Origin of the sequence: Microbacterium sp. 2MCAF23, from assembly GCF_052115565.1 — a bacterium.
Lineage (GTDB): Bacteria > Actinomycetota > Actinomycetes > Actinomycetales > Microbacteriaceae > Microbacterium.
On sequence record NZ_JBFRGY010000008.1, the window covers coordinates 1 to 25,132 of the forward strand.

Here is a 25,132-nt window from a genome sequence, read left to right on the forward strand (position 1 = left end):
GGTCGATACCGCCCTGTCAGCGAGACCCTCTTCAAACGACGCTACCGCCGCCAACCGCTGCGCCTCAGAAAGTGAACTCCTCGGATGCAAAGAACTGACCCCCAGGAGTCGAAACTGATTTCTCAGTCCAACTCCCGGGGGTCAGTTCATTCCCGGGGCCCTTCCTCATGCGTTCAGAACCAGGTGCTCTCAGAACCAGGAGCTCTCGCGCACCTCGCGCATGGCGATCTTGCGGGTCTCCGGATCCAGCCGGGAGAGGTACACCTTGCCGTCCAGGTGGTCGGTCTCGTGCTGCAGAGCCTGGGCGAGGAGCCCCTCCCCCTCCAGCACCACGGGCTCGCCGTCGAGGTCGATCCCCTCGACGCGCGCCCACGGATGGCGCAGCGCGTCGTGCCAGAGGCCGGGCACGGACAGGCAGCCCTCGCCGGTGGGCACCGGGTCGCCGCGCACCTCGACCAGCACGGGATTCAGCACGTAGCCGATGTCGCCGTCGATGTTGTAGCTGAACGCACGCAGCGCCACGCCGATCTGAGGGGCGGCGACCCCGGCGCGCCCGGGGAGCTCGACGCTGTCGACCAGGTCGGCGACGAGAGCGCGCACGCCGTCGTCGATGGTGCCGATCTCGGCGCACACCGTGCGCAGCACGGGGTCTCCGAACAGCCGGATCTCACGGACCGCCATCAGGCCGCCTGCGCCCTCAGGCCCTCGACCACGATCGCGGCCAGCTCCCGCGCCGCCTGGCGCGTCTCCGGCTGCAGCGCTGCGAAGGTGATCGCGCTTCCCGCCGCGATGCGGGCGTCGTACGGGAGGCGCAGCACGTGCGCGACTCGAGTGCGGAAATGCGCCTCCAGCTCGCCCAGACGCACCATAGGGGTCCCCGGAGTGGACTGGTTGAGCACCACGACAGCCTCGCGGACCTTGGCGGCATAGCCGTTCGCCTCGAGCCAGGTGAGCGTCTCGGATGCGAGCCGCGCCTCGTCGACGCTGAGTCCGGCGACGATCACGAGCGTGTCCGCGCGATCCAGGATCGCGCCCATCACCGAATGGACGATGCCGGTGCCGGTGTCGGTGAGCACGAGCGAGTAGTAGTGCGCCGCGACCGAGGCGACCTGGTCGTAGTCCTCGTCATTGAACGCCTCGGAGACCCGGGGATCGGCGTCCGATGCCAGCACATCGAGGCGGGTGGCGTCTCGCGATACCACGGCGGAGATGTCGTGATAGCCGGTGACCTGATCGTGGATGCGCACCAGGTCACGCACGGTCTTGCTGTTGGTGCGCGCGATGCGATCGGCGAGGGTGCCGCGGTCGGGGTTCGCGTCGACGGCGATGACCCTGTCCTCCCGCGCATCGGCGAGTGCCATACCGAGCAGCGCCGTCACCGTGGTCTTGCCGACGCCGCCCTTTCGGCTCAGCACCGGAACGAACCGGGCCGTCCCGGACAGCGGCGAGGCGATGCGCGCGCTCAGCGCCTTGCGCTGCTGGGCGCGCTTGCCGTCGCCGAGGTTGATACGGCGGCCGGACACCGTGTAGAGCAGGTGGCTCCACAGCCCTTCCGGCTCCGGGCCCGCGAGCCTGCTCGCATCCAGCAACCGGTCGGCAGTGAGCAGGTCCGCGCTCTCCCGCTCCCGGTCGCCGAGCTGATCCAGCCGACGCGAGGTGAGGTCGGGCTCGGACGCGCGAGCGTGGTCGTCGGTCATGATCTCCTCCTCCGTCGCCGCCGCAGCGACGGTCGGCGCGGTGTTCACATCGAGCGCCCGGACCGGCGCGGGGCTCGTCCCGTCCACGGCGTGGAGCACCAGCTCCGCCGGCACGACCGACGCGACAACGGGCTCGACGGAGCTTTCGTGGTCAGCGACAGCGTGGGCGTCGTCCTCTGCGACGTCGTCGATGCCGTCTTCGGCGACGGCGCCGGTGTCCTCCTCGGCTTCGACGTCGGCGACAGGCTCGGCATGCTCGCCCACCTCGACCGCCTCCGCATCATCGTCGACCGGAAACTCGACCTCGCCGGCGTTCACGTCCTCGGCGATCCCGTCGAAGGCGGTGCCGTCGAAGGCGGTGTCGAAGTCCGGGGCATCGACCTGGTCGTCGATCGGACCCACGACCGTTTCCTCGGCAGCCACGTCCTCGACAGCTGCTTCCTCGGCAGGCGCGTCCTCCTGCACCGCGGGCTCGTCGGAGGCCGCCGCCTGCGGCGACGGATCCGCGGACCCGGAGGCATCGCCCTCGACCCCGCCGGCGACGTCATGGTCCCGCGCCGTTGCATCTTCGACGAGCTCAGCGACCACGACCTCCTCGGCCGCGACCGCCGGGATCTCGATCACGATGTCCGAGATGCCTGCGCCCTGATGGATCCTCCCGATGCCGTCGTCCCCTCGGACGAGGTCGGCGGGATCGGCGTCGAGCACGAGGTCGGCGAACGCCTCGCCATCGGTGACGTCGTCGTCGACGAGATCATCGTCGTCCGGGACCGGCAGCGCGACGGGGACCTGTGCGGTCGACTCGCCGAGCAGCCCGATGTCCGCCGTGCCGATGGCGCCGGTGCTGTCGAGGACGCCGAGAGCGTCCTCGGCCTCTTCGTTCTGTGTATTCCTGCGTTCTGTGCTCATGATGCTTCTCCCCCGTGATACGCCCTGTCGGCGCGCATCACAACGCCCAAGGTTAGTGCACATCGCCGCGCCCCCACGCGGCGGACCGGGCCGGAGGGCGTCCATCGCGGACGCCCTCCGCGGCTCTCAGTCGGTGTGCGACGGGCGGATCACGACCAGGAGATCGCCGGCGTCGACCTGCTGGGTGGCGCCGATCGCAAGGCGCTCCACGACGCCGTCCACGGGTGCCGTGATCGCCGCCTCCATCTTCATCGCCTCGATGGAGGCGATCGCCTCGCCGGCGCTCACCGCCTGTCCTGCCTCGGCCTTCAGCGTCACCACGCCCGAGAACGGGGCAGCCACCTGACCCGGCTTGGAGGTGTCCGCCTTCTCGACCTCACGCACATCGACCTTGAGGGAGCGATCCCGCACGAACACCGGCCGGAGCTGGCCGTTCAGCGTGGTCATGACCGTGCGGAAGCCCTTCTCGTCCGCTTCGCCGATCGCCTCGAGCCCCACATAGAGCTGCACCCCGGGGTCGATCTCCGCGACATGCTCCTCACCAGGCACGAGGCCGTAGAGGTAATCGGGCGTGCCCAGCGCGGACAGGTCTCCGAATGCCGCGCGATTGCGCTCGAACTCCGCGGCCGGCCCGGGGAAGAGCACACGGTTCAGCGTCTGCCGCCGTTCCAGGCTCTCTCCGTCGAGTGCGCGCTGCTCGTCTTCGGAGATCGGGACCACGTCGATCGAGACCTTCCGCCCCGCCAGCACCTTCGTGCGGAACGGCTCCGGCCATCCGCCGGGCAGATCGCCCAGCTCGCCGGCCATGAAGCCGATCACGGAGTCGGGGATGTCGTAGTTCTGCGGATTCTGCTCGAAGTCCGCGGGGTCCGCTCCTGCCGCGACGAGAGCCAGGGCGAGATCACCGACGACCTTCGACGAGGGGGTCACCTTGGGGATCCGGCCGAGGATCCGGTCCGCCGCCGCGTACATGTCCTCGATGCGCTCGAAGTCGTCCGCGAGGCCCAGGGCGATGGCCTGCTGGCGCAGGTTGGACAGCTGCCCTCCGGGGATCTCGTGGTGGTACACGCGGCCCGTGGGTGCGGCCAGTCCCGACTCGAAGGGGCGGTAGAGCTGGCGCACGCCCTCCCAGTACGGCTCCAGGTCGCCGATCGCCTGCAGATCCAGCCCGGTGTCGCGCTCGGTGTGCGCGAGAGCCGCCACGAGGGCCGACAGCGACGGCTGGCTGGTCGTGCCGGACATCGGCGCCGCCGCGGCGTCCACGGCGTCCGCTCCCGCCGCACTGGCGGCCAGCAGCGTCGCGAGCTGCCCGCCGGCGGTGTCGTGCGTGTGCACCTGGACGGGCAGGTCGAACCGCTCGCGCAGCGCGGACACGAGGCGCGCCGCCGCCGCGGGGCGGAGGAGGCCCGCCATGTCCTTGATCGCGAGGATGTGCGCGCCGGAGTCCACGATCTGCTCCGCGAGGCGCAGGTAGTAGTCCAGGGTGTAGAGCTGCTCCGCGGGGTCCAGCAGATCGCCGGTGTAGCAGAGCGCCACCTCGGCGACCGCGGTGCCGGTCTCCAGCACCGCGTCGATCGCGGGCCGCATCTGCGACACGTCGTTGAGCGCGTCGAAGATGCGGAAGACGTCGATCCCGGTCGTCGCGGCCTCGCGCACGAACGCGTTCGTCACCTCGACCGGCCGCGGCGTGTACCCGACCGTGTTGCGCCCGCGCAGCAGCATTTGCAGCGGGATGTTGGGGATCGCCTTCCGCAGCGCCTCCAGGCGCTCCCACGGGTCCTCCGCGAGGAAGCGCAGCGCGACGTCGTAGGTCGCGCCGCCCCATGCCTCGATCGAGAGCAACTGCGGCGTCATGCGCGCCGCGTGCGGGCCGACTCGCACCAGATCCCGGGTGCGCACCCGCGTCGCGAGCAGCGACTGGTGCGCGTCGCGGTAGGTCGTCTCCGTCACGGCGAGCGCGGTCTGCTCGCGCAGCGCGCGGGCGAACCCGGCCGGTCCCAGCCGGAGCAGACGCTCGCGGGCTCCTGCGGGCGGCTCGACGCTCAGATCGATCTTCGGGAGCTTGCTCCCGGGCGAGGGCGACAACGGCTTCTGGCCGTACGGCCTGTTCACCGTGACGTCGCCGAGCCAGTTCAGCAGACGCGTGGCCCGGTCCCTCGAGGGGTTGGTCGTGAGCAGCTCAGGCCGCTCTTCGATGAAGAGCGTCGACACGTCTCCGGCGACGAACTCCGGGTCGTCGAGCACGGCGCGCAGGAACGGGATGTTCGTCGCGACGCCACGGATCCGGAACTCGGCAAGAGCGCGCTTCGCCCGGGCCACCGCCGCAGGGAAGTCCCTGCCACGGCAGGTCAGCTTCGCGAGCATCGAGTCGAAGTGCGGGCTGATCTGCGAGCCGGCGGCCGTGGTGCCGCCGTCGAGGCGGATGCCGGCACCGCCGGGCGAGCGGTAGGTCGTGATCCGGCCGGTGTCGGGACGGAATCCCTGAGCCGGGTCCTCCGTGGTGATCCGGCACTGCAGCGCGGCGCCGCGCAGCTGGATGCTGTCCTGGTCCAGGCCCAGATCCGCCAGCGTCTCCCCGGCGGCGATCCGGATCTGCGACTGCACGAGGTCGACGTCCGTGACTTCTTCGGTCACGGTGTGCTCGACCTGGATCCGCGGGTTCATCTCGATGAACACGACTTCACCCGCGCGCTCCCCTGCCGTCTCCAGCAGGAACTCGACCGTGCCCGCGTTCTCGTAGCCGATGGACTTCGCGAAGGCGACGGCGTAGCCGTGCAGAGCCGTGCGGATTCCGTCATCGAGGTTCGGAGCCGGAGCGATCTCGATCACCTTCTGGTGACGACGCTGCACCGAGCAGTCGCGCTCGAACAGATGCACCGTGTGCCCCGTGCCGTCCGCGAGCACCTGCACCTCGATGTGCCGGGGCCGTTGCACCGCCTGCTCGAGGAACACTCGCGCGTCACCGAAGGCGCTCCCGGCCTCGCGCATGGCCTCGGCCAGCGCCGGCGCCAGCTCCCCGATCGACTCGACCCGCCGCATGCCGCGTCCGCCGCCGCCGGCCACGGCCTTGACGAAGATCGGGAAGCCGATGTCGGCAGCCTGTCCGACGAGCTCGTCGACGTCGTCGGACGCGTCGGTCGAACGCAGCACCGGCACGCCGGCTGCGACCGCATGCTGCTTCGCGGTCACCTTGTTGCCGGCCATCTCCAGCACGTGCGCCGGCGGGCCGATGAAGGCGATCCCGTTCTCGGCGGCGCGTGCCGCGAGCTCCGGGTTCTCCGAGAGGAAGCCGTAGCCGGGGTAGATCGCGTCGGCGCCGCACTCCCGCGCGACGCGGATGATCTCCTCGACGTCGAGGTAGGCCCGCACCGGGTGCCCGACCTCCCCGATCTGATACGACTCATCCGCCTTCTGGCGGTGGATGGATCCGCGATCCTCCCAGGGGAAGACGGCGACCGTCTTCGCCCCCACCTCGAACGCGGCTCTGAAGGCCCGGATCGCGATCTCTCCACGATTGGCCACAAGGATCTTCTGGAACATGGCACCTCGAACACTGGGGGCGCAGCGACGCGCATCGGGGGCTGAGTGTGTCCTCAGCCTAGAGGAAGGTAACGTGGTGTCCGTGCACGTACTCAGCGTCAGTTCCCTCAAGGGCGGTGTCGGAAAGACGACCGTGACCCTCGGCCTCGCTTCGGCGGCGTTCGCCCGCGGCGTCCGGACCCTCGTGGTCGATCTCGACCCGCAGTCCGACGTCTCCACCGGCATGGACATCCAGGTCGCCGGCCGGCTCAACATCGCCGACGTCCTGGCCAACCCCAAGGAGAAGGTGGTCCGCCAGGCCATCACATCCTCCGGCTGGGCGAAGGTGCACCCCGGGACGATCGACGTGCTCATCGGCAGCCCGTCGGCGATCAACTTCGACGGCCCGCACCCGAGCGTGCGCGACGTGTGGAAGCTCGAGGAGGCGCTGGCCGCCGTCGAGGCCGACTACGACCTCGTGCTGATCGACTGCGCCCCGTCGCTGAACGCGCTCACCCGCACCGCGTGGGCCGCGAGCGATCGCGTCATGGTGGTCACCGAGCCGGGGCTGTTCTCGGTCGCCGCCGCGGACCGCGCCCTGCGCGCGATCGAGGAGATCCGCCGCGGCCTCTCCCCCCGGCTGCAGCCGCTGGGCATCGTGGTCAACCGCGTGCGCCCGCAGTCCATCGAGCACCAGTTCCGCATCAAGGAGCTGCGCGACATGTTCGGCCCGCTCGTGCTCTCGCCGCAGCTGCCGGAGCGCACCTCGCTGCAGCAGGCGCAGGGCGCCGCGAAGCCGCTGCACATCTGGCCCGGCGACTCCGCGCAGGAACTCGCCGCCGACTTCGACACACTGCTGGACAGGGTGATCCGCACCGGGCGCATCGCCCTGCCCGACGACACCCGCGTCTGAGCGGACTCGGCGGTTCGCAAGAGCCCCGATACGACGAGAGCCGGTCCCCGAGGGGGCCGGCTCTTTCCGTTGCTGTTCCCGTGCGGTCAGGCGGTGCGACGGGCGCGGCGCGCGGCCAGGTCGTCCGCCGGCTCGGCGACGAGCGCATCGAACTCGACCAGCGTCGCCTCGACCTCGTGGAAGACCTTGCCCACGGCGATGCCGAAGACGCCCTGGCCTCGGCTCAGGAGGTCGATGACCTCATCGTTCGAGGTGCACAGGTAGACGGAGGCGCCATCGCTCATGAGGGTGGTGCCAGCCAGATCGCGGATGCCGGCGGCCCGGAGCTGATCGACGGCGGTGCGGATCTGCTGCAGCGAGATGCCGGTGTTGAGCAGCTCCTTGACGAGTTTGAGCACGAGGATGTCGCGGAAGCCGTATAGGCGCTGGGATCCGGACCCGCTCGCGCCGCGGACGGTCGGGACCACCAGCTCGGTGCGCGCCCAGTAGTCCAGCTGTCGGTACGTGATACCGGCCGCACGGGCGGCCACGGCGCCGCGGTAGCCGACCTCGTCGTCCATCGCGGGAAGTCCGTCGGTGAAGAGGAGATCGTCTCCGAACGACGGTGCATCGCCCCGTTCCTCGGCGCTCATGGCATCCTCCTCATCCTGAAGGCACAGCATCCTTCAACCACAACCTGAAAGTCGATGACTCCACGCTAGAACAGCGTGGACCCCCCGACAACGACATCCGTCCCGACGAGGGGGTGTGTCGCAATCAGTTCGTTACGACAGCAGCCGGCCGATGCCGTCTTTGACCAGGAGCGAACGCACCTCGTCCAGGCGGGACGCCAGTTCGGGGGCCATCTCGCTGGCCCGCGCCCGCGACGGGGTGTCGGTCCGGCGCAGCAGCGCGGACAGCGCCGACTGGACCAGGGCGATGTCACGCTCGGCGCTCTGCCGCAGCGGCCTCAGGTGGCGCGGCCCGATGCCGTGGCCGTCCAGTGCCGCCAGCGCGCGCAGCAGCGACACCGCAGACTCGGGGTAGGTCTCGGCAGCCGGAAGCATGCCGCTCGACACCGCGTCGCCGAGGAGAGCGTGCGACGCACCCGCCGCGTGCACCAGCTCGTCGCGGCGGTACCGGCGCGGACCCTGCACGATCGACGCGGGCAGCTCCGGCGAGCCGCCGGACTCGTCGAGCGCGTCGAGGTGCTCGCGGATGACCTTGAGCGGCAGGTACTGGTCGCGCTGGAGCGTGAGCGCGATGCGGATCCGCTCCAGGTCGGCGGCGGAGAACTTGCGGTACCCGGACGCGGTGCGCACGGGGTTGACGATCCCCTTCTCCTCCAGGAACCGGAGCTTGGAGGCGCGCACGTCGGGGAACTCCGGCGTGAGACGTGCGAGCACCTGGCCGATGCTCAGCAACCCGGTGGGGGCAGAACGCTCGGCGGCCGACGCCGCCATCAGTCGTTCGCCTGCGCGAGATCCACGGGTGAGGCGAAGAAGTTCAGCCGGAACTTGCCGACGCGCACCTCGTAGCCGTTTCGCAGTTCGCTGCGATCGACCCGCTCGCCGTTCACGTACGTGCCGTTCAGCGAACGCTGATCGACGATCTCGAACGCGGTGCCGGTGCGGATGACCTCCGCATGCCGCCGGGAGACCGTGACGTCATCGAAGAAGATGTCCGCCTCAGGATGACGTCCGACCGTCGCCACCGCCGTGTCGAGCAGATAGCGGGCACCGGCGAGCGCGCCGGAACGGACCAGCAGCAGCGCGGAACCCGAGGGGAGCGCGGCGATCGCCGCCTGCTCGACCTCGGTCAGCTCGGCGCCGAACGGGACGAACGACAGGTCGGAGTCGTGCCCGAACGTCTGCGTGGTGTCGTGCAGGGGCTCACCGCCGCGGCGGACGGCGCCTTCGGGAACGTCGTTCTCAGTCACTGTTTCTCCCCCTCCTCTGGCGTTCCAGCCTATCGGAAGCGCGCGGCCCCCGGGAGCCGGATCCGGGGCTGTCTCACCTGCCCGAGCCCGCTCGCGCGGGCGATAGGCTGGGAGCATGCCACACTACGACGTCGTCATCCTCGGCGCTGGCCCCGGCGGCTACGTCGCCGCCGTCCGCAGCGCCCAGCTCGGCCTTTCCACCGCCATCATCGAGGAGAAGTACTGGGGCGGCATCTGCCTCAACGTGGGGTGCATCCCCTCGAAGTCACTCCTGAAGAACGCGGAGATCGCGCACACGTTCAACCACAAGGCCGAGTTCTTCGGCATCTCGGGTGACGTGCACTTCGACTTCGGCGCCGCATTCGACCGTAGCCGCAAGGTCGCGGACACCCATGTCAAGGGCATCCACTTCCTGATGAAGAAGAACAAGGTCGTCGAGTACGACGGCCGCGGCACCTTCACGGGCCCGAAGGCGATCTCCGTGGCCAAGTCCGACGGCACGACCGAAGAGGTCACGTTCGACAACGCCATCATCGCGACCGGATCCACCGTCCGCCTACTGCCGGGCGTGCAGCTGAGCGACAACGTCGTCACCTTCGAGGAACAGATCCTCACCCGCGACCTGCCCGAGTCGATCGTCATCGTCGGCGCCGGCGCGATCGGCATGGAGTTCGGCTACGTGCTGACCAACTACGGCGTGAAGGTCACCATCATCGAGTTCCTCGACAGGGCGCTGCCCAACGAGGACGTCGAGGTCTCCAAGGAGATCCAGAAGCAGTACAAGAAGCTCGGCGTCGACATCCTCACCTCGACCGCGGTGAAGACCGTCACCGACAACGGCTCGTCCGTGCACGTCACCTACGAGACCCGCGACGGCCAGCCCGGCGAGATCACCGCCGGCAAGGTCCTCATGTCGGTCGGTTTCGCTCCGAACGTCGACGGCTACGGCCTGGAGAACACGGGCGTCAAGCTCACCGAGCGCGGCGCGATCGACATCGACGACCACATGCGCACCAACGTCGAGGGCATCTACGCGATCGGCGACGTCACCGCCAAGCTGCAGCTCGCGCACGTCGCCGAGGCGCAGGCCGTCGTCGCCGCCGAGACCATCGGCAAGGCCGAGACGATGACCCTGGGCGACTACCGCATGATGCCGCGCGCCACGTTCTGCCAGCCGCAGGTGGCCAGCTTCGGCCTCACCGAGGAGCAGGCCAGGGCCGAGGGTCGCGAGATCAAGGTCGCGAAGTTCCCGTTCAGCGCGAACGGCAAGGCGAACGGCCTGGGCGAGCCGGTCGGTTTCGTCAAGCTGATCGCGGACGCGGAGCACCTCGAGCTCATCGGCGGCCACCTGATCGGCCCCGACGTGTCCGAGCTCCTGCCCGAGCTGACCCTCGCGCAGAAGTGGGACCTCACGGCGCTCGAGGCCGCTCGCAACGTGCACACGCACCCGACGCTGTCGGAGGCGCTGCAGGAGGCGTTCCACGGCCTCGCGGGCCACATGATCAACCTCTGATCGGATCCGATCGGACAGAGGGCCGGTCACGCCATGCGCGTGACCGGCCCTCTGTCGTCTCCGCTCGGTGTGGTCAGAGGCCGCGCATCGTCACCAGGCCGGCCGCCCACGGACGCAGCGGCGCGGAGCCCAGGGTCCGGATGAGCGTCTCCCTCGCCCCGAGCGGAACGCCCTGCGCGGGGGCGCCCATCGACATGTAGAACGCGCTGCGCCGCTGGGCCGTGCGGGCGGATCGGGCCGCGCGACGTGCGTAGTCGCCGAGGTCAGCCCCGCCCTCGGTCAGCGCCGCGCGCAGCGCCGCGGCCAGCCGACCGGCGTTCACCCAGCCGAGGTTCATCCCCTGGCCGCCGATCGGGCTGATCTCGTGCGCGGCGTCGCCCAGCAGCGCAACGCGACCGCGGACGAACGTGCGCGCCAGGTGCTGGGTCGCGACAAAACGGGTCGGCGGGGTGTCGTCGCTGATCTCCGGATCCTGCCCGATCCGCGTTGCGATCGCCGCACGCAACTCCGCCGCCGTGTGCACGCTGTCGGATCGCAGCACCCACCGCCGCATCCCGCCCGGCAGCGGGAACGACTCCACGAGCCCGCCGGGCTCGCAGTGCAGCCGCGCGCGGGCGTCTCCCGCGAGATCGGGCACGTCCGCCATCGCGTACGCGGCGCGCCCCGGGCGGCGCCGCCAGCCCAGGCCGAGCTCTCGGCGCAGGGCGCTGTGCACGCCGTCCGCGAGCACCACGAACGCTGCGGTGATCTCCAGGCGGCCGGCCGGCCGGTCGACCGCCAGCCGCACGAAGTCGCCCTCGTCCCGGACGGCACCGGCGGTGCAGCCGAAGCGCAGAGTCCCGGCGGACAGCGTTTCCAGCCGATCCCGCAGCAGGGCGTGGGTGCGCTGCTGCGGGAGCACGCGCACGCGGCGCGACTCGGGGAAGGTCAGGGCCGCCAGGATCCGACCGCGGCTGAGCACGTCGCCGCCTTCGAGCGTCAGGGCCTCGGCTCGGACCGCCTCGCCCACGCCTGCGCGGTCGAGCAGCTCCAGGCCGGGCGGATGGATCCCGATCGCCCGGCTGCGCAGGTCGTCGCCGCGGCGGCGTTCGCAGACCAACACGTCGGCGCCGTCCTGGGCGAGCAGGCAGGCCAGCAGCAGCCCGACAGGACCGGCGCCGACGATCACGACCTCATGATCGTGCAGCGTGGTCCTGACCAGCGGCCCGTCAGGATCGGACATCGCCCGGCTCACGCCGCAGTTCCAGCCGCGCGGGCAGCCCGCGCCGCACGATCCAGCCCGCCGGGGCGACGGCCGCGAGTTCGGCGGGCGTGTAGGACCGGCGGATGCTGGTCAGCCCATCGGCGCGGATGAAGGATCCCGCGAGCAGATTCCCGGCGAAGGGCCATGTCCCCGCCGCGAACAGGATGTACGCGGCACGACTGCGCGCGATGTCTCGATGCACCACGAGCCCTGCCCCACCGGCGAGGTACGCGGTGTCGGCGAGCATCTGCTGCAGCTCCGCCGGGTCCAGGTGGTGCAGCATGTGGTTGGACACCACGATGTCGTAGGACTCTCCGGCCCTGACCAGGTCGGCGACGAACGCGCACCGGTAGACCACCCCGGCATCATCGTCCTGCGCGGCCGCCCAGGCCGTGGCCCGCTCGTCGGCATCCAACGCGATGATCTCGGCGGCGAGCCGGTCTCGGGCGAGCCGCGCCGCGAGCGCGCGGCAGAGGTCCCCGCCTCCCGCGCCGACGTCCAGGATCCGCACCCGCCCTGCCCTGGCCCGCGGCCGGATGTCGCGCCGATACAGCGCACCGACGCGGGACACCACGGCGTTCACCGCGCCGAAGCGTCGGTAGGTGCGTTCCAGTGTCTGCGGATCCGCCCGCGGGTCGTCCATCAGCTCGCGCAGGCCGACGGCGCGTGCGGACAAGTCAGCGCCCATCGCCCTCGGCGCCGACGACCGTCATCAGCGCGCTCTCCGCGGTCAGGCCGGGCCCGAAAGCCATCGCCGAGACGCGTTCGCCGTGGTGCGCACCCTCCTCCTCCAGGATCCGCCGCAGCACGAACAGGATCGTCGCACTGGACATGTTCCCGTGCGTCCGCAGCGTCTCCCTGGCGGGGTGCAGCTGCACGTCGCTGAGAGCGAGGCGGTCCTGGACACGGTCGAGGATGCTGCGTCCGCCCGGATGGATGGCCCAGTGCCGCACCTCCTCGCCGATCCTGCCGTCCTGGAACGACGCTTCCAGCTCCCCCGCGTACAGCGGACGCAGCGCATCGATGATCGTCTCTCCGATGATCTGCGGCACCGCGGTGGAGAGGATCATCTCGAAGCCGTGGTCCCCGATGGTCCACGCCATGTCCTTCTCCCCCTGCGGGGCGATCGCGGTGTGGAACCGGTCCAGGCGCAGCCCGGCGGCGGCGGACGGACGTGCCGTGACGATGCCGGCCGCCGCCCCGTCGGCGAACAGGGAGGAGGCGACGATCAGGTCTGGGTTCTCCGAGGAACGCAGGTGCAGGGTGCACAGCTCGACGCTGACCACCAGCACCACGGCGTCCGGATCCGCGGCGCAGAACTGGCTCGCCACCCGCAGCGCCGGCATCGAGGCGTAGCAGCCCATGAAGCCGAGGTGGTAGCGCTGCACCGATTCCGGAAGACCCAGCGCTCGCACGATCTCGTACTCCGGGCCCGGGGCATGGAAGCCCGTGCAGGAGACCGTGACCACGTGCGTGATGTCGGCGGCGGCGATCTCGGGGTCGGCGTCGAGGGCGGCGCGGGCGGCAGCGACGAACAACCGCGTCGCTTCGCGGACGTAGACGTCGTTGCGGGTTCCGGTGCCCGGGGAGAGCAGGTCGCCGGTGGTGCGGTCGAAGAAGACCGGATCCGCGTCCGTCTCGGCCAGCGTGAGCTCGCTGAGCACGGTGCGGCGGGTGTCGATGCCTGATCCGTCGAACGAGGCTGTGACGATGCGGCGGGCCAGCCGACTCAGGCCCGGTTGCGCGGCGAAGACGTCGCGCACCTCGCTCTGATGAAGGACCGTGTCCGGGACGACCGTCTGCAGGGACCTCAGCACCGCGGGGCTGCTCATGGTGCCACTCAAGCATGCTGTCCGCGTCGCGGGAAGGGTCTTGCGGATCCCGCTCGGACTCTGCGACACCGCCCGGATCGGGCGACGAAGGTCTCAGCGGATCCGGAGAACTGCCACGCTTCCGCTCAGAACCCGAGGGCGCGACCGAGCTTGGATCCGGAGGGCGACTTCCGGCCGCCAGCGGCGATGACCGCCTGCTCCACGGCCCGGAAGAAAGCCAGCCGGCCTTCTTCGTCTGCCGGAGCCGCGGGGCCCAGCTCCATCTCCCACTCGCGCCATTCCCGCTGACCGCCCCGACGCAGGTCGGTGCCGCGGACGCGATCGTCCACGAACTCGGCCACCACGCCGCCGCGACCGATGAGCAGGTAGGCGGTGCGGGCGTTCTCGATACGTGCGAGCGGGAGGACGGGATGCGTCGTCCACTGGGCGATGATCTCCGCGACCGCGGACGGCATCTCGTCCCCCTCGCCGAGCGGCCAGCCGAGCTCGACGCGGCCGTCGCCGCTGCGGGGACCCTTCACATGCCATCCCTCGTCCGGCCCTCCGGTGCGCCGCCGCAGGGCGACGCCGGCGCGGGCGAGGTCGCCCGCGGCCGTGTCGAAGTAGCGGGCGTCCAGAGCGCGGGCCTCGCCCTCGGTCACGAGGTCCACACCGGGGACCGCATCCCACGACGGCAGCGGAGTGCTGTCGTCGACGTCGTACTTGCGCTCGACCTCGACGGTGCGGGACGGCTCAGACATCCGAGGGATTGAGGTCGTCCTGGGATCCCTGGTACCAGTACTGGTACTCGGTCGGGCCGTCGTGCTCGCCGGTGTGCGTCGGCTCGCCACGCCGGTTGTAGACGAGCAGCGTCTCGCTGTAGGGGACGGCGATCTCGTCGTCCGCCGATCCGAGAGGGATGATCTGCCCGTCCAGCGGGCCGCCGTGAAGCCGTGCGAGTGCCATGTGCTCACCCTAATCCCCGGCCACCCGTCGGATGCGATCCTCGTGCGGCGTTGTTCACGCGGGGGTCGCGAGAGGTTCTCATGCCACGGCCACACCGAGTGCTCCGCCCACGATCATCCACGGCCCGAACGCGATGTGCGTCGAGCCGGTCGCCCGGCGGAGCACGATGAGCCCGAGCGCGTGCACGGCGCCCAGCACGAAGGCCGCCGTCGCGCCGATGAGGAGCGCCTGCCACCCGTGCCAGCCCAGGACCACCCCGATGAGTGCGGCGAGTTTCACGTCTCCGCCGCCCATGCCCTCACGGCTCAGCATCCGCAGCAGCGCATAGAAGCCGCCGAGGATCAGCATCCCCCACAGCGCGCCGAGCAGTCGCGCGCCCGCGTCCGCGAACACCGCTCCGGCGAGCGCGAGCAGGAGGGCGCCCGCGAGCGTCGGCAGCACGATCCGGTCGGGGAGCCGGTGCGTCGCGATGTCGATGGCGATCAGCCAGACCCCGATCCCGAGCAGCACGAGATGCGCCAGCACGACGACGACAGCGGTGAGATCCACACCCCGACGGTAGAAGATCGGCGCGATGCCCGTGAGCGGGCTGTGGACAACTCCGCCCAGAACGTCGGCGCGACTCCGGTCAGGCAGAGCGGAGCAGGATCCGCCCGTCCTCGACCTTCGCCTCCCAGCGCGGCTGCGGCACGCTCGCGGGGCCTCGCTGCACCGAGCCGTCTTCGATGCGGAACCTGCTGCCGTGCCACGGGCAGGTGATGCAGCCGTCCGCCCCGAGCTTGCCCTCGTCGAGTGGGCCGCCCTCGTGACTGCAGACGGCGGAGATCGCGTGCAGATCGCTGTTCACACGGATGAGCAGCACCGGAACGCCGCCCACCAGCACCCGTGACCGGGCGCCCTCGGCGAGATCGGCGTCGGCGCCCACGTCGGTCCAGCGCCGCACCGAGCCTTGGAACGCCGTATGGTTCACACCGGCGCCGCGGACGAAGGAGAGATGCCCGCCCAGGTACGACGATCCCAGGGTGAGGCCGAGCCCGAGCAGGCTGAGCGCCGCACCCGCGCCGTGGTGGCCGCGCCGGCGCACGAGCCAGGACGTGATCTGCAGCACGGAGGCCGTCGCGTTCGCGGCGGCATGGATCAGCCCGACCCGTTTCGCGGGGCCGTGCAGGGCCGACCAGTCGGAGGCGCCCGCCGCCGCCGTCGGCGCGGAGGCGAGGATGCCGAGGCCGACGAGGCGGCGGGACGCCGCCGGGTCCGCCCCGGTGAGATCGAGCACCGTGGCCGCACCCCATGCTCCGATCGGCAGATCCGTGAGCATCGGATGGACCTGATGGCCCAGCCAGGATCCGGAGAGCGCGTTCTTCACAGGCGTGGAGCGGGTGGCGGCGTCGACCCAGCCGCTCAGTTTCTCCGCCGCGGGATCGAGTCCCTTGGTCTTCCCGATCGTCCGGATCAGGGACTGCATCGCCGCTGTCACTCGCATGGGATCTCTCCTCCGCACCGTGTGGTCGAAGCCTCCTGTCTACCTTCGCGCTGAGCGAGGGTCAACGGCTTGACAGGCGGGCTGTGCTGCGCAAGCTGATAGCCTCGCCGCGATGAATGAGAGCGCCCATCCCCTGCCGCATGACGATGTGCATCGCCTGCTGACGGGGATGTACGACGACTATCTGCGCGGCGACTCCGCGGCGATCGACGCTCTGCTGGCGGAGGACGTGACGATCTTCGACTCCGCCTCCGAACCCCTGGTGACAGGACTCGAGGAACTCGCGACCCTCCGCGGCCGACGCAGAGGCGCCGCGGAGGATCAGAGCGCACCGGCCTGGACGGAGACCTCTCTGACCATCGAGGATCTCCGCGTGCGCGCGGTCGGTGGCGTCCTCGTCGCGACCTGGTGGCTGCGGGTGGACGGGATCGACGAGCACGGCGCCGCTATCTCCCCCGAGCTGTCGCGCAACACCGCCGTGCTGCTGCGCCAGGCGGACGACTCGCTGCGCATCGCGCACCTGCACGAGGACGTGCGCCAGGAGGCTCACCCCGTCGTGTGACGATGCGGATCGCTGTCTGCCTGACGGCGGACGGATCCGTCCCGCCCCTTCTCCCGCTCTCGGCATCCATGTCGGATGTACGAGTTATCGTCGTCTCTGCTGTTGCAGTATTAGAAGAGATCTTCGAGAATGGAGTCATGGGGATGACGCTCGCTTCCATGATCGCCCCCGACGCCGACACCCGCGCCGAGGATGTGCTGAGACTGCGCCGCGAGATCACCCGCATGCAGCGCCGCCGGAGCGACCTGCCGCTGATCCCGGTGCCCCCTCCCCTCGAGCCGATCCTCCCCGAAGGGGGCCTGCAGGTCGGCACGACGTATGCGCTCTCCCCCTCCCCCGGGCTCATCGGGGCGCTGCTCGCCGGCGCCTCGCGCACCGGTGCATGGTGCGCGGCCGTCGGCATGCCCACCCTGGGCGTGGAGGCGCTGGCCGGGCATGGCGTGGATCTGGACCGCCTCCTCCTCGTCCCCGCCCCTGGGCCGCGCTGGCTCTCCGTGGTCTCGGCGCTGAGCGAGGTGATCCCGCTCATCGCGATCCGCCCCTCCTCCGCGGTGCGGGATGCGGAGCTGAGCCGGCTGAGCGCCAGGCTCCGCGATCGCGGCTGCACGCTGCTGGTCGTCTCCGGGGCCGCCGGCGCCCCTCTCGTCTGGCCGCAGAGCGAAGGCTCCCTCCAGGTGCATGACCCGCACTGGCGTGGGCTCGGATCCGGTTGGGGCGCCCTGGAGGAGTGCGAGGTGACGGTCACCGCGCGCACCCGGCGCTCCCCTGCGCCGCAGAGCGTGCGGGTGCGCCTGCCGGGGATGCACGGCATGGTCGAGGCCGTCGCGCCCACGGCACCCCGCCTCATCCCGCTCCCGTCCATGCACGTCGCCCCGCGTCCGCTCGCCGACGCACCCGCGCTCCTGGCGGTGGCGGGATGAGCGGCGCGACACGGGAGCCGGTCCGGGTGATCGTGCTGTGGTTCCCGGACTGGCCGCTGCGCGCAGCCCTGGGCGCCGAAGCCAGCGAGCCCGCGGCGATCCTGCATGCGAACAGGGTCATCGCCTGCAGCGCGGCGGCACGCGCCCACGGCGTGCGGATCGGACAGCGCCGCAGAGAGGCACAGGGACTGCTGCCGAACCTGCGCATCCTGCCCGCGGATCCGGCCAGGGACGAACGGGCGTTCCTGCCCGTCCTGCGTCTGATCGAGGAGCAGGCCCCGGGGGCGCAGCTGCTCCGGCCGGGGCTCGCGCTGCTCCGGGCCCGCGGTGTCGCGCGCTTCCACGGCGGAGAGGTCGAGGCGGCGCGCGCTCTGCACGCCCGCCTCGAGGAAGAGGGGCACCCCGAGGTGCGGATCGGGATCGCGGACGGGCCGTTCACCGCCGAGCTCGCGGCGCGCGGCGCGGATCCGGTGCTCGTAGTCGGTGCAGGCGCCTCCGCTGCTTTCCTCGCCCCGCTGCCCGTGCAGGCCCTGCAGGATCCGGAGGTGACCGCGCTGCTGCTCCGCCTCGGCGTACGCACCCTCGGCGAGCTCACCGCCCTCGGTGCGGAACGGCTGCGCGCACGTTTCGGCGAACATGGAGCGCGTCTGCACGCCCTGGCGGCGGGCGCGGACTCCCGCCCCGTCGTGCCGCGCCCACCGGATCCGGAGCTCGTGTCGGAGGTCGAGTTCGAGTCCCCCCTGGGGCAGTCCGACCAGATCGCGTTCGCCGTCCGGCAGAGCGCCGACGCCGTGATCCTCGCCCTCGCGAAGGCCTCGCTGGTGTGCACCGAGGTGCGCATCGACCTCACCGACGACGACGAGCAGGTGACCTCGCGCACCTGGCTGCATCCCACCTGCTTCGAGGCCCCAGACCTGGTCGACCGGGTGCGCTGGCAGCTGGAGTCGCTGGCCGCCGAGACCGCCGCCACCGGCGACGACGATGAGGCGCATCGGTTCCGGGGCATCGTGCGGGTGCGGATCGCCCCCGTCGCCGTCGACGACGCCGCGCACCATCAGCCGGGTCTGTTCGGATCCGGCACCGACGAGCGTCTGCACCACGCGGTCTCCCGCGTGCAGACCCTGCTCGGCCACGAGGGCGTGGTCACCGCCGTCGTAGCCGGCGGACGCCTCGTCTCCGACCGGCAGCAGCTCACGCCCTGGGGCGAGCGAGTGGTGCCGTCCCGGCCCGCGGATCAGCCCTGGCCCGGGCAGCTGCCGGATCCGCTGCCGGCCGAGGTGTTCGTCCCACCGCGGCCGATCGCGGTGACCGCCGCTGACGGCAGCGCGGTCGACATCGACGGGCGCGGTCTGCTCACCGCCGAGCCGGCGGCCGTCGACGCGTGTGCGGTGCTGTCCTGGGCTGGCCCCTGGCCGGTGCGGGATCGGCGCGGGGATCCCGCGGGCTCGTTCCGCGGCGAGCGCCTGCAGCTCGTCGACGAGCAGGAGCGTGCCTGGCTGGTGCTTCATCAGGGCGATCAGTGGTGGGCCGAGGGGAGGTATCACTGATGGGCTTCCACAACCCCGACATGTCGTGGGCCGCGCTGGAGCGCACCCTCAGCGGCAAGGCTCCCCATGATGCCGCCCCTCTGCATCAGCAGATCGCGATCGACGCGCCCTCCCGCATGCACAAGCGCCCGCCCATCCGGCTGGACGGGATCGAGCGTCCGAAGAACGCAATCCCGTACGCCGAGCTGCACGCGCACTCCTCGTACTCCTTCCTCGATGGAGCTTCCTCCCCCGAAGACCTCATCGCCGAGGCGCAGCGGCTCGGCCTCACGGCTCTCGCGATCACCGACCACGATGGTTTCTACGGCGCCGCGAGCTTCGCCGAGGCCGCTGCGTCCCTGGCGGACCCGGAGAAGAAGACGACGGGCGGTCCAGAGGGCGCCGAGCCCTCCGGACCGCCGTTGCAGACCGTGTTCGGGGCGGAGCTGTCGCTCCCCTCCTCCGACCCACGCGGCCCCGACGCGCACGGACCGCGCGGGAGCGCGGGGCTGCGGCCGCCGCCGGAGCGCCGCGGCCTGGAGGATCCGCTCGGCGAGCACCTGCTCGTGCTGGCCCGTGGCGCAGAGGGCTACCACCGCCTCTCCGCCGCGATCACCGAGGCGCAGCTGCGCGGGGGCGAGAAGGGGCGGCCGTTCTATGAGATCGAGTCGCTGGCGAACCGCGCCGAGGGGCACTGGACGATCCTCACCGGCTGCCGCAAGGGCAGCGTCCGCAGCGCCCTGGAGCGGGAGGGACCGGAGGGCGCGGAGCGAGCCCTGCTCACCCTCGTCGATCTGTTCGGCACCGACAGGGTCGCCGTCGAGCTCATCGATCATGGCGATCCGCTCGACAGCCGGCGCAACGACGCCCTCGCCGCCCTCGCGCTCCGGCACGGCCTGCCCATGGTCGCGACGAACAACGTGCACTACGCCGCGCCGGAACGTGCCCAGCTCGCCGAGGCGATCGCGGCCGTGCGCGCCACCCGCAGCATGCGGGAGCTCGAGGGCTGGCTGCCCGCGCACGGTACGGCGCATCTGCGCTCGGGGGCGGAGATGACGGCGCGCTTCGCCCGCTACCCGGGGGCGATCGCGGCGGGCCTCGAGATCGCCGAGGCCTGTGCCTTCCCGCTGCGCCGCGCCAAGCCTGCGCTGCCCACGATGAGCGTCCCCCCGGGTGAGACCCCGATGAGTCACCTGCGGGCGCTGGTCTGGGCGGCCGTGCCCTCGGCCTATCCCGACGGCACCCCGAAAGAGCTCACCGACGAGGGGAAGAGCCGCATCGAGCGGGAGTTGAACGTGATCGAGGAGAAGGACTTCCCGGGCTACTTCCTGATCGTGCACGGGATCGTGAAGGAGGCGAAGGATCGCGGGATCCTCTGCCAGGGCCGCGGGTCGGCCGCGGCGAGCGTGGTCTGCTATCTGCTCGGCATCACCGCGGTGGATCCGATCCTGTACGGCCTGCCCTTCGAGCGCTTCCTCGCCACGACCCGCACCGAGGAGCCCGACATCGACGTCGACTTCGACTCCGGGCGGCGCGAGGAGATCATCCAGTGGGTGTACGAGGAGTACGGCCGGGAGAACGCGGCGCAGGTCGCGAACGTGATCCAGTACCGGCCGAAGAACGCAGTGCGCGACATGGCCCGTGCGCTCGGGCACTCCCCGGGGCAGCAGGACGCCTGGTCGCGCCAGGTGGAGCGCTGGGGACTGGATCTGAGCCCCGCCCCCGACCACGACATCCCCGAGCAGGTGGTCGCCTATGCCGATGAGCTGCTGCGCGCGCCCCGGCACCTGGGGATCCACTCCGGCGGCATGGTGCTCACCCGGCGCCCGGTCGGCGAGGTCGTTCCTGTCGAGCATGCGCGGATGGAGAAGCGCACCGTCATCCAATGGGACAAGGACGCGGCGGCCTGGATGGGGCTGGTGAAGTTCGATCTGCTCGGGCTCGGGATGCTCTCCGCGCTGCGGCACTGCTTCGACCTGGTCCGCGACGCCACCGGCGAGGAGTGGACGCTGGACACCCTGCCGAAGGAGGAGCCCGCGGTCTACGACATGCTCTGCCGCGCCGACACGATCGGGGTGTTCCAGGTCGAGTCCCGGGCGCAGATGGGACTGCTTCCCCGCCTGCAACCGCGGGAGTTCTACGAGCTCGCGATCCAGATCGCGCTCATCCGCCCCGGCCCCATCCAGGGCGGCGCGGTGCACCCCTTCGTTCGTCGCAAGCTCGGCCAGGAAGATGTGACGTACGCGCACCCGAAGCTGGAACCGATCCTGAAACGGACCCTGGGGATCCCGGTGTTCCAGGAGCAGCTCATCCAGATGGCCACCGCGCTCGGCGACTGCAGCGCGGACGAGGCCGACACGCTGCGCCGCGCGATGGGATCCAAGCGGGGACTGGAGAAGATCGACCGGATCCGGGAGAGCCTGTACGCCGGCATGCGCCGGCACGGGCTGGACGAGGAGACCTCGGACCGCATCTACGCGCAGATCCAGGCGTTCTCCGACTTCGGCTTCGCGGAGTCGCACTCGCTCTCGTTCGCGCTGCTCGTGTACGCGAGCTCCTGGCTCAAGCTGCACTACCCCGCCGCGTTCCTCGCGGGCCTGCTGCGCTCTCAGCCCATGGGGTTCTACTCGGCAGCGACCCTCACCGGCGACGCCCGCCGGCACGAGGTCGAAGTGCGCCGGCCCGACATCCGGCGCTCCGGGGCGACGGAGACCCTGGAGCCTGTGGATCCGGCGGCGACCGGGCGCACCGGCCTGGATGCCTGCGCGCATCAGCTCCCCGCGCGGCCTCCCGGTGTGAAGGCTGCGCCGTTCGACCCGAAAGCCCCCGACGAGACCCTCGCGCACCGCAGGGACGGCCGCTTCGCCGTGCGGCTGGGGCTTGCCGGCGTCACCGGGATCGGCGAGAAGACGGCAGAGCGGATCGTTGCCGCTCGCGTGTCCCACGGTCCGTACCGGGACCTGAACGATCTCGTGCGCCGCACCGACCTCACCGCCTCCCAGGTGGAGGCCCTCGCCACCGCCGGGGCCTTCGACTCCCTCGGGCTGCAGCGCAGGGAGGCGATCTGGCTGGCCGGCTCCGCGGCGGAGGATCGCGCCCGCTATCTGCCCGACACGGTGGTCGCCGTGCAGCCGCCGCTGTTCGGCGACCAGACCAGCTACGAGATCCTCACCGCCGACCTCTGGGCGACCGGGGTGTCCACCGATGACCACCCGCTCGCGCACTTCCGCGCGGAGCTCGACGCGCGCGGCGTGCTGACCTCCTCCGCGCTGCGCACCCACGAGAACGGCCGGCGGGTCGAGACGGCGGGCCTCGTGACCCACCGGCAGCGCCCGTCCACGGCGGGCGGCGTGACCTTCCTCAACCTCGAGGACGAGCACGGTCTGGTGAACGTCATCTGCACCCAGGGCGTGTGGCTGCGCTACCGCCGGATCGCCCGGGAGTCACCCGCGCTGATCGTGCGCGGCGTCCTGGAGCGCTCTCCCGAGGGCGTCACCAATCTGCTGGCCGACGCGTTCGAACAGCTCGCGGTGGGCGTGACGCTTCATTCCCGGGACTTCCAATGAGCGCGGATCGAGCCCCGGAGCTCCCGAACGAGACGGGTGCCCGCGCCCGCCCTCACCAGAAGCGGGGCGTCTCCTCCTGCGGCGGACGGTCGGTGCCGCCCCAGACGGCGGCCTGGGCCTTCGCGGCCGCGGCCGCGGCCGAGGCGCCTTCGAGCGCGATCGCGGATCCGCGGAGATCGACCGCGCCGCCCGGGACGGCGTCGAGCACGAGCTCCGTGACCACGCCTTCCTCCGTCGCCAGCACCGTGCACGCCTCCACCCGGCCGCGCCAGGGCAGTGCCCCGAGCTCGGGCAGGACGGATCCGGGCACGCGGTAGACGACACCGGTGGTCAGGTCGCGGATCCGCACGGCACGGGACTCCTCGTCCACGGCCACGATGCGCCCGACGCCGAGCGGCGCGGACAGCGGGAGGATCAGGGTCACGGCCATGGCTCCACCTTCGTTCAGAACAGCCGCAGGGGCAAGCGGCTCGGCGCGGGCAGACGCTCTCAGCTCTGTGGTGCCGGCGCCTGCGCGCTCGCGGAGACGAGACTGTCGTAGTGCCGGTCGACATACAGCAACGGCGCACCGGGGGTGCCCTCGATCACGTCGAGCACGTCGAGCAGCACGAGCGCCGACGGCCCGACCGGGTGCGTCTCCCGGATGGTGCCGCGCACCGCGACCCTGGCCGATGGCAGGAACGGCTCGCCCGTCGGCAGCGTCCGGAATCCCTGCTCCGGGGTGAAGCGCGGCTCGCCTGACCGGGCGAACGCGTCGGCGATGGGCTCCTGCCCGGCGACGAGGAAGTGCACGAGCACACTGGGAGCGGAGAGGATCCCGCCTGCGCTTCCGGTCGCGCGCGTGACGGAGAAGACGAGCACCGCGGGGTCGGCGCTCACCGAGGCGACACTCGACAGCGTGAGGCCCACGGGGCCGTCCGGGGCGATCCCCGTCACCAGCGCGACCCCGGCGGGGTGATGCCGGAATGCTCCCTTGAACTTCTCGGTGACGTCCTCTTCCAGACCGGGGGTGCTCATCGTGCTTCTCTCTGTCGTTGCCGCGGGCACAGCGTTCGGGCCCACCCTCAACGGTATGCCCGTTCCCGCACGCCGGATGCGATCCTGTCTCACTCCGTCATCGCGATGTCGGTGCTTCGTGCTGCAATCACCCCATGACGACGGTGACCAAGGTCGATCTCACCAAGAGCCTGGACGGCTATCGCGCTCGCGCCGGCGACTTCCGCCTCCTCGATCTGCCGCCGAGCCGCTATCTCGCGATCGACGGCCATGGGGATCCGAACACGGCTTCTGCCTACGCCGAGGCGCTCGAGACGTTGTATCCGGTCGCGTACGCGCTCAAGTTCGCCAGCAAGCGCGAGCTCGACCGGGATCACGTCGTCCCGCCGCTGGAGGGGCTGTGGTGGGCGGACGAGATGGATGCGTTCACCACGGCGCGGGACAAGTCACGCTGGGACTGGACGATGCTGATCCTCATCCCCGAATGGATCGAGGATGCACTCGTGGAGGCTGTGATCGCCGACGTCCGCACGAAGAGGGCGCCGGTGCGGCTCGGCGACCTGCGCATACTCCCGTTGTCGGAGGGGCTCTGCCTGCAGACTCTGCACATCGGATCCTTCGATGACGAGGCGCCGCTCCTCGCACGGATGCATGACGAGGTGATCCCGGAGCAGGGCCTGCGATTGGCAGGCCTGCACCACGAGGTCTATCTGAGCGACGCCCGCCGGGTTGCTCCTGAGAAGCGCCGCACGATCCTGCGCCAGCCCGTGGCGCCCGCCTGAGTCAGCCGCGCAGCGGGCGCACGGTCAGGATCTGCTGCACCGTCCCGACCGGGCCTCGCTCATCGTGCAGCACGGTGTCGGTCAGGCCCAGCCCCGTCGGACCGATCGAGACCGTCGTGTCGAACCCGATCCACTCCCCCTCGGGCTCGGCGAAGAGGTGGCAGGTGAGATCGACGTTCGGGAACGCGACCTGCGTCGGCGCCAGGCGCAGCGTCAGTCCGTTGGCGAAGTCGACCATGCCCAGCAGCCGCGAGATCGGCCCGACCGGTTCTCCTTGCAGCAGCGGGATCTGCGGCCTCAGCCAGGCCCACGCGTGCCCCGGCTGCCGCTGTCCACGATGGAAGTCCACGCTGCGGACAGCTCCTCCCTGCCAGTGATCGCTCATCTCCCACGGGTCGAGCTCGTCGCGGTCCGGCATCGAGGGGAGCGTGCTGCCGGCGAACGCGCGGGTGTCTGCGGCCTGCATGAACCATGCACGCGCGATGACCGCGGGACGCCCGTCGTGACTCAGCACGGCTTCCACGAGCTCGATCGTGCGGCCGGGACGCAGGATCCGGACGTCGAGCTCGATGCGCTCGATCGGGATCGTGCCGAGGATGTCGTACGAGATCCGTCCGAGCTGCAGGTCCCCGCCCCGACGGTCGGCGTGGTCCCGTTCGATCGCGTGTGCGATGAGCCCGAGTGCCGGGGCGATGTGCTGCTCCTGGGTGCTCCACGCGCCCTCGACGGCGGCCGTCGGGCGGAAGGCGGACGCGTCGACGCGCTCGAAATAGGCGGGCATGGTCGGATCCTAATCTCCGCCGAGACC

At 71.0% G+C, this 25,132-nt stretch carries 23 protein-coding genes; 7 read left to right on the forward strand and 16 right to left on the reverse strand.

The window, feature by feature from the left end:
* Positions 1-189: 189 nt before the first annotated feature.
* The 3 genes from AB4078_RS09640 to AB4078_RS09650 all read right to left on the reverse strand — a co-directional run bounded on the left by AB4078_RS09640 (position 190) and on the right by AB4078_RS09650 (position 6,146).
* Positions 190-681 (reverse strand): peptide deformylase, encoded by a 492-nt coding sequence (locus AB4078_RS09640; protein ID WP_440731422.1) that lies wholly within the window; start codon positions 679-681, stop codon positions 190-192.
* Positions 681-2,606: a nucleotide-binding protein gene (locus tag AB4078_RS09645; RefSeq protein WP_441976946.1), complete on the reverse strand. Its 1,926-nt coding sequence runs from the start codon at positions 2,604-2,606 to the stop codon at positions 681-683. Before AB4078_RS09645 ends, AB4078_RS09640 begins: the two co-directional genes overlap by 1 nt.
* Positions 2,607-2,732: 126 nt before the next feature.
* Complete coding sequence (locus AB4078_RS09650) at positions 2,733-6,146, reverse strand: pyruvate carboxylase (protein ID WP_441976947.1); 3,414 nt, start codon at positions 6,144-6,146, stop codon at positions 2,733-2,735.
* 82 nt (positions 6,147-6,228) lie between these two features.
* Between AB4078_RS09650 and AB4078_RS09655 the strand changes: the two genes are divergently transcribed.
* Entirely contained in the window at positions 6,229-7,038 is an 810-nt protein-coding gene (locus AB4078_RS09655; RefSeq protein ID WP_045252454.1) for a ParA family protein, read from the forward strand.
* 86 nt (positions 7,039-7,124) lie between these two features.
* Here AB4078_RS09655 and AB4078_RS09660 read toward each other — a convergent pair whose 3' ends face one another.
* The 3 genes from AB4078_RS09660 to AB4078_RS09670 all read right to left on the reverse strand — a co-directional run bounded on the left by AB4078_RS09660 (position 7,125) and on the right by AB4078_RS09670 (position 8,956).
* Positions 7,125-7,670 (reverse strand): MerR family transcriptional regulator, encoded by a 546-nt coding sequence (locus tag AB4078_RS09660; protein WP_440731419.1) that lies wholly within the window; start codon positions 7,668-7,670, stop codon positions 7,125-7,127.
* 132 nt (positions 7,671-7,802) lie between these two features.
* A complete protein-coding gene (gene ftsR, locus AB4078_RS09665) occupies positions 7,803-8,480 on the reverse strand; it encodes a transcriptional regulator FtsR (protein WP_440731418.1) in 678 nt (225 codons plus the stop codon).
* A complete protein-coding gene (locus tag AB4078_RS09670; protein WP_440731417.1) occupies positions 8,480-8,956 on the reverse strand; it encodes an FHA domain-containing protein in 477 nt (158 codons plus the stop codon). Before AB4078_RS09670 ends, ftsR begins: the two co-directional genes overlap by 1 nt.
* Before the next feature lie 115 nt (positions 8,957-9,071).
* Here AB4078_RS09670 and lpdA point away from each other — a divergent pair, with 115 nt between their 5' ends.
* A complete protein-coding gene (lpdA, locus tag AB4078_RS09675) occupies positions 9,072-10,469 on the forward strand; it encodes a dihydrolipoyl dehydrogenase (protein WP_441976948.1) in 1,398 nt (465 codons plus the stop codon).
* A gap of 73 nt (positions 10,470-10,542) precedes the next feature.
* Here the strand turns inward: lpdA and AB4078_RS09680 are convergent, their stop codons facing one another.
* The 7 genes from AB4078_RS09680 to AB4078_RS09710 all read right to left on the reverse strand — a co-directional run bounded on the left by AB4078_RS09680 (position 10,543) and on the right by AB4078_RS09710 (position 15,972).
* A complete protein-coding gene (locus tag AB4078_RS09680; protein WP_441976949.1) occupies positions 10,543-11,691 on the reverse strand; it encodes an FAD-dependent oxidoreductase in 1,149 nt (382 codons plus the stop codon).
* Entirely contained in the window at positions 11,678-12,388 is a 711-nt protein-coding gene (locus tag AB4078_RS09685; protein ID WP_441976950.1) for a methyltransferase domain-containing protein, read from the reverse strand. The genes AB4078_RS09680 and AB4078_RS09685 overlap by 14 nt, the downstream gene beginning before the upstream one ends.
* A 1-nt stretch (position 12,389) precedes the next feature.
* On the reverse strand, positions 12,390-13,544 hold the full coding sequence (locus AB4078_RS09690; RefSeq protein ID WP_441976951.1) for a type III polyketide synthase: 1,155 nt from the start codon (positions 13,542-13,544) through the stop codon (positions 12,390-12,392).
* Positions 13,545-13,669: 125 nt separating this feature from the next.
* Positions 13,670-14,284 carry a CYTH domain-containing protein gene (locus AB4078_RS09695; RefSeq protein WP_441976952.1) on the reverse strand — a complete coding sequence of 205 codons (615 nt, stop codon included), beginning with the start codon at positions 14,282-14,284 and terminating at the stop codon, positions 13,670-13,672.
* Positions 14,277-14,489, reverse strand: a complete 213-nt coding sequence (locus AB4078_RS09700) for a response regulator (protein WP_440731411.1) — start codon at positions 14,487-14,489, stop codon at positions 14,277-14,279. The genes AB4078_RS09695 and AB4078_RS09700 overlap by 8 nt, the downstream gene beginning before the upstream one ends.
* 78 nt (positions 14,490-14,567) lie before the next feature.
* Complete coding sequence (locus tag AB4078_RS09705) at positions 14,568-15,038, reverse strand: prepilin peptidase (protein WP_441976953.1); 471 nt, start codon at positions 15,036-15,038, stop codon at positions 14,568-14,570.
* A 79-nt stretch (positions 15,039-15,117) separates the two neighbouring features.
* On the reverse strand, positions 15,118-15,972 hold the full coding sequence (locus AB4078_RS09710; protein WP_441976954.1) for a Rieske 2Fe-2S domain-containing protein: 855 nt from the start codon (positions 15,970-15,972) through the stop codon (positions 15,118-15,120).
* A 112-nt stretch (positions 15,973-16,084) separates the two neighbouring features.
* Between AB4078_RS09710 and AB4078_RS09715 the strand changes: the two genes are divergently transcribed.
* The 4 genes from AB4078_RS09715 (at position 16,085) to AB4078_RS09730 (ending at position 22,546) form a co-directional block, all read left to right on the forward strand.
* A complete protein-coding gene (locus AB4078_RS09715) occupies positions 16,085-16,534 on the forward strand; it encodes a YybH family protein (protein ID WP_441976955.1) in 450 nt (149 codons plus the stop codon).
* Positions 16,535-16,671: 137 nt separating this feature from the next.
* Positions 16,672-17,454, forward strand: coding sequence for a hypothetical protein (locus AB4078_RS09720; protein ID WP_441976956.1), 783 nt, complete (start codon positions 16,672-16,674; stop codon positions 17,452-17,454).
* Positions 17,451-19,001, forward strand: a complete 1,551-nt coding sequence (locus tag AB4078_RS09725) for a DNA polymerase Y family protein (RefSeq protein ID WP_441976957.1) — start codon at positions 17,451-17,453, stop codon at positions 18,999-19,001. The genes AB4078_RS09720 and AB4078_RS09725 overlap by 4 nt, the downstream gene beginning before the upstream one ends.
* The gene (locus tag AB4078_RS09730) at positions 19,001-22,546 is read left to right on the forward strand and encodes an error-prone DNA polymerase (RefSeq protein ID WP_441976958.1); all 3,546 of its coding nucleotides are present in this window, start codon (positions 19,001-19,003) and stop codon (positions 22,544-22,546) included. Before AB4078_RS09725 ends, AB4078_RS09730 begins: the two co-directional genes overlap by 1 nt.
* A gap of 52 nt (positions 22,547-22,598) precedes the next feature.
* On the opposite strand, the gene AB4078_RS09735 is transcribed toward AB4078_RS09730, so the two are convergent.
* Positions 22,599-22,976 carry a hypothetical protein gene (locus AB4078_RS09735; protein ID WP_441976959.1) on the reverse strand — a complete coding sequence of 126 codons (378 nt, stop codon included), beginning with the start codon at positions 22,974-22,976 and terminating at the stop codon, positions 22,599-22,601.
* A gap of 59 nt (positions 22,977-23,035) precedes the next feature.
* The gene (locus AB4078_RS09740) at positions 23,036-23,563 is read right to left on the reverse strand and encodes a flavin reductase family protein (RefSeq protein ID WP_441976960.1); all 528 of its coding nucleotides are present in this window, start codon (positions 23,561-23,563) and stop codon (positions 23,036-23,038) included.
* A 134-nt stretch (positions 23,564-23,697) separates the two neighbouring features.
* Between AB4078_RS09740 and AB4078_RS09745 the strand changes: the two genes are divergently transcribed.
* Complete coding sequence (locus AB4078_RS09745; protein WP_441976961.1) at positions 23,698-24,324, forward strand: GyrI-like domain-containing protein; 627 nt, start codon at positions 23,698-23,700, stop codon at positions 24,322-24,324.
* Between the two features lies 1 nt (position 24,325).
* Here the strand turns inward: AB4078_RS09745 and AB4078_RS09750 are convergent, their stop codons facing one another.
* A complete protein-coding gene (locus AB4078_RS09750; RefSeq protein ID WP_441976962.1) occupies positions 24,326-25,105 on the reverse strand; it encodes a thioesterase family protein in 780 nt (259 codons plus the stop codon).
* Positions 25,106-25,132: the final 27 nt, after the last annotated feature.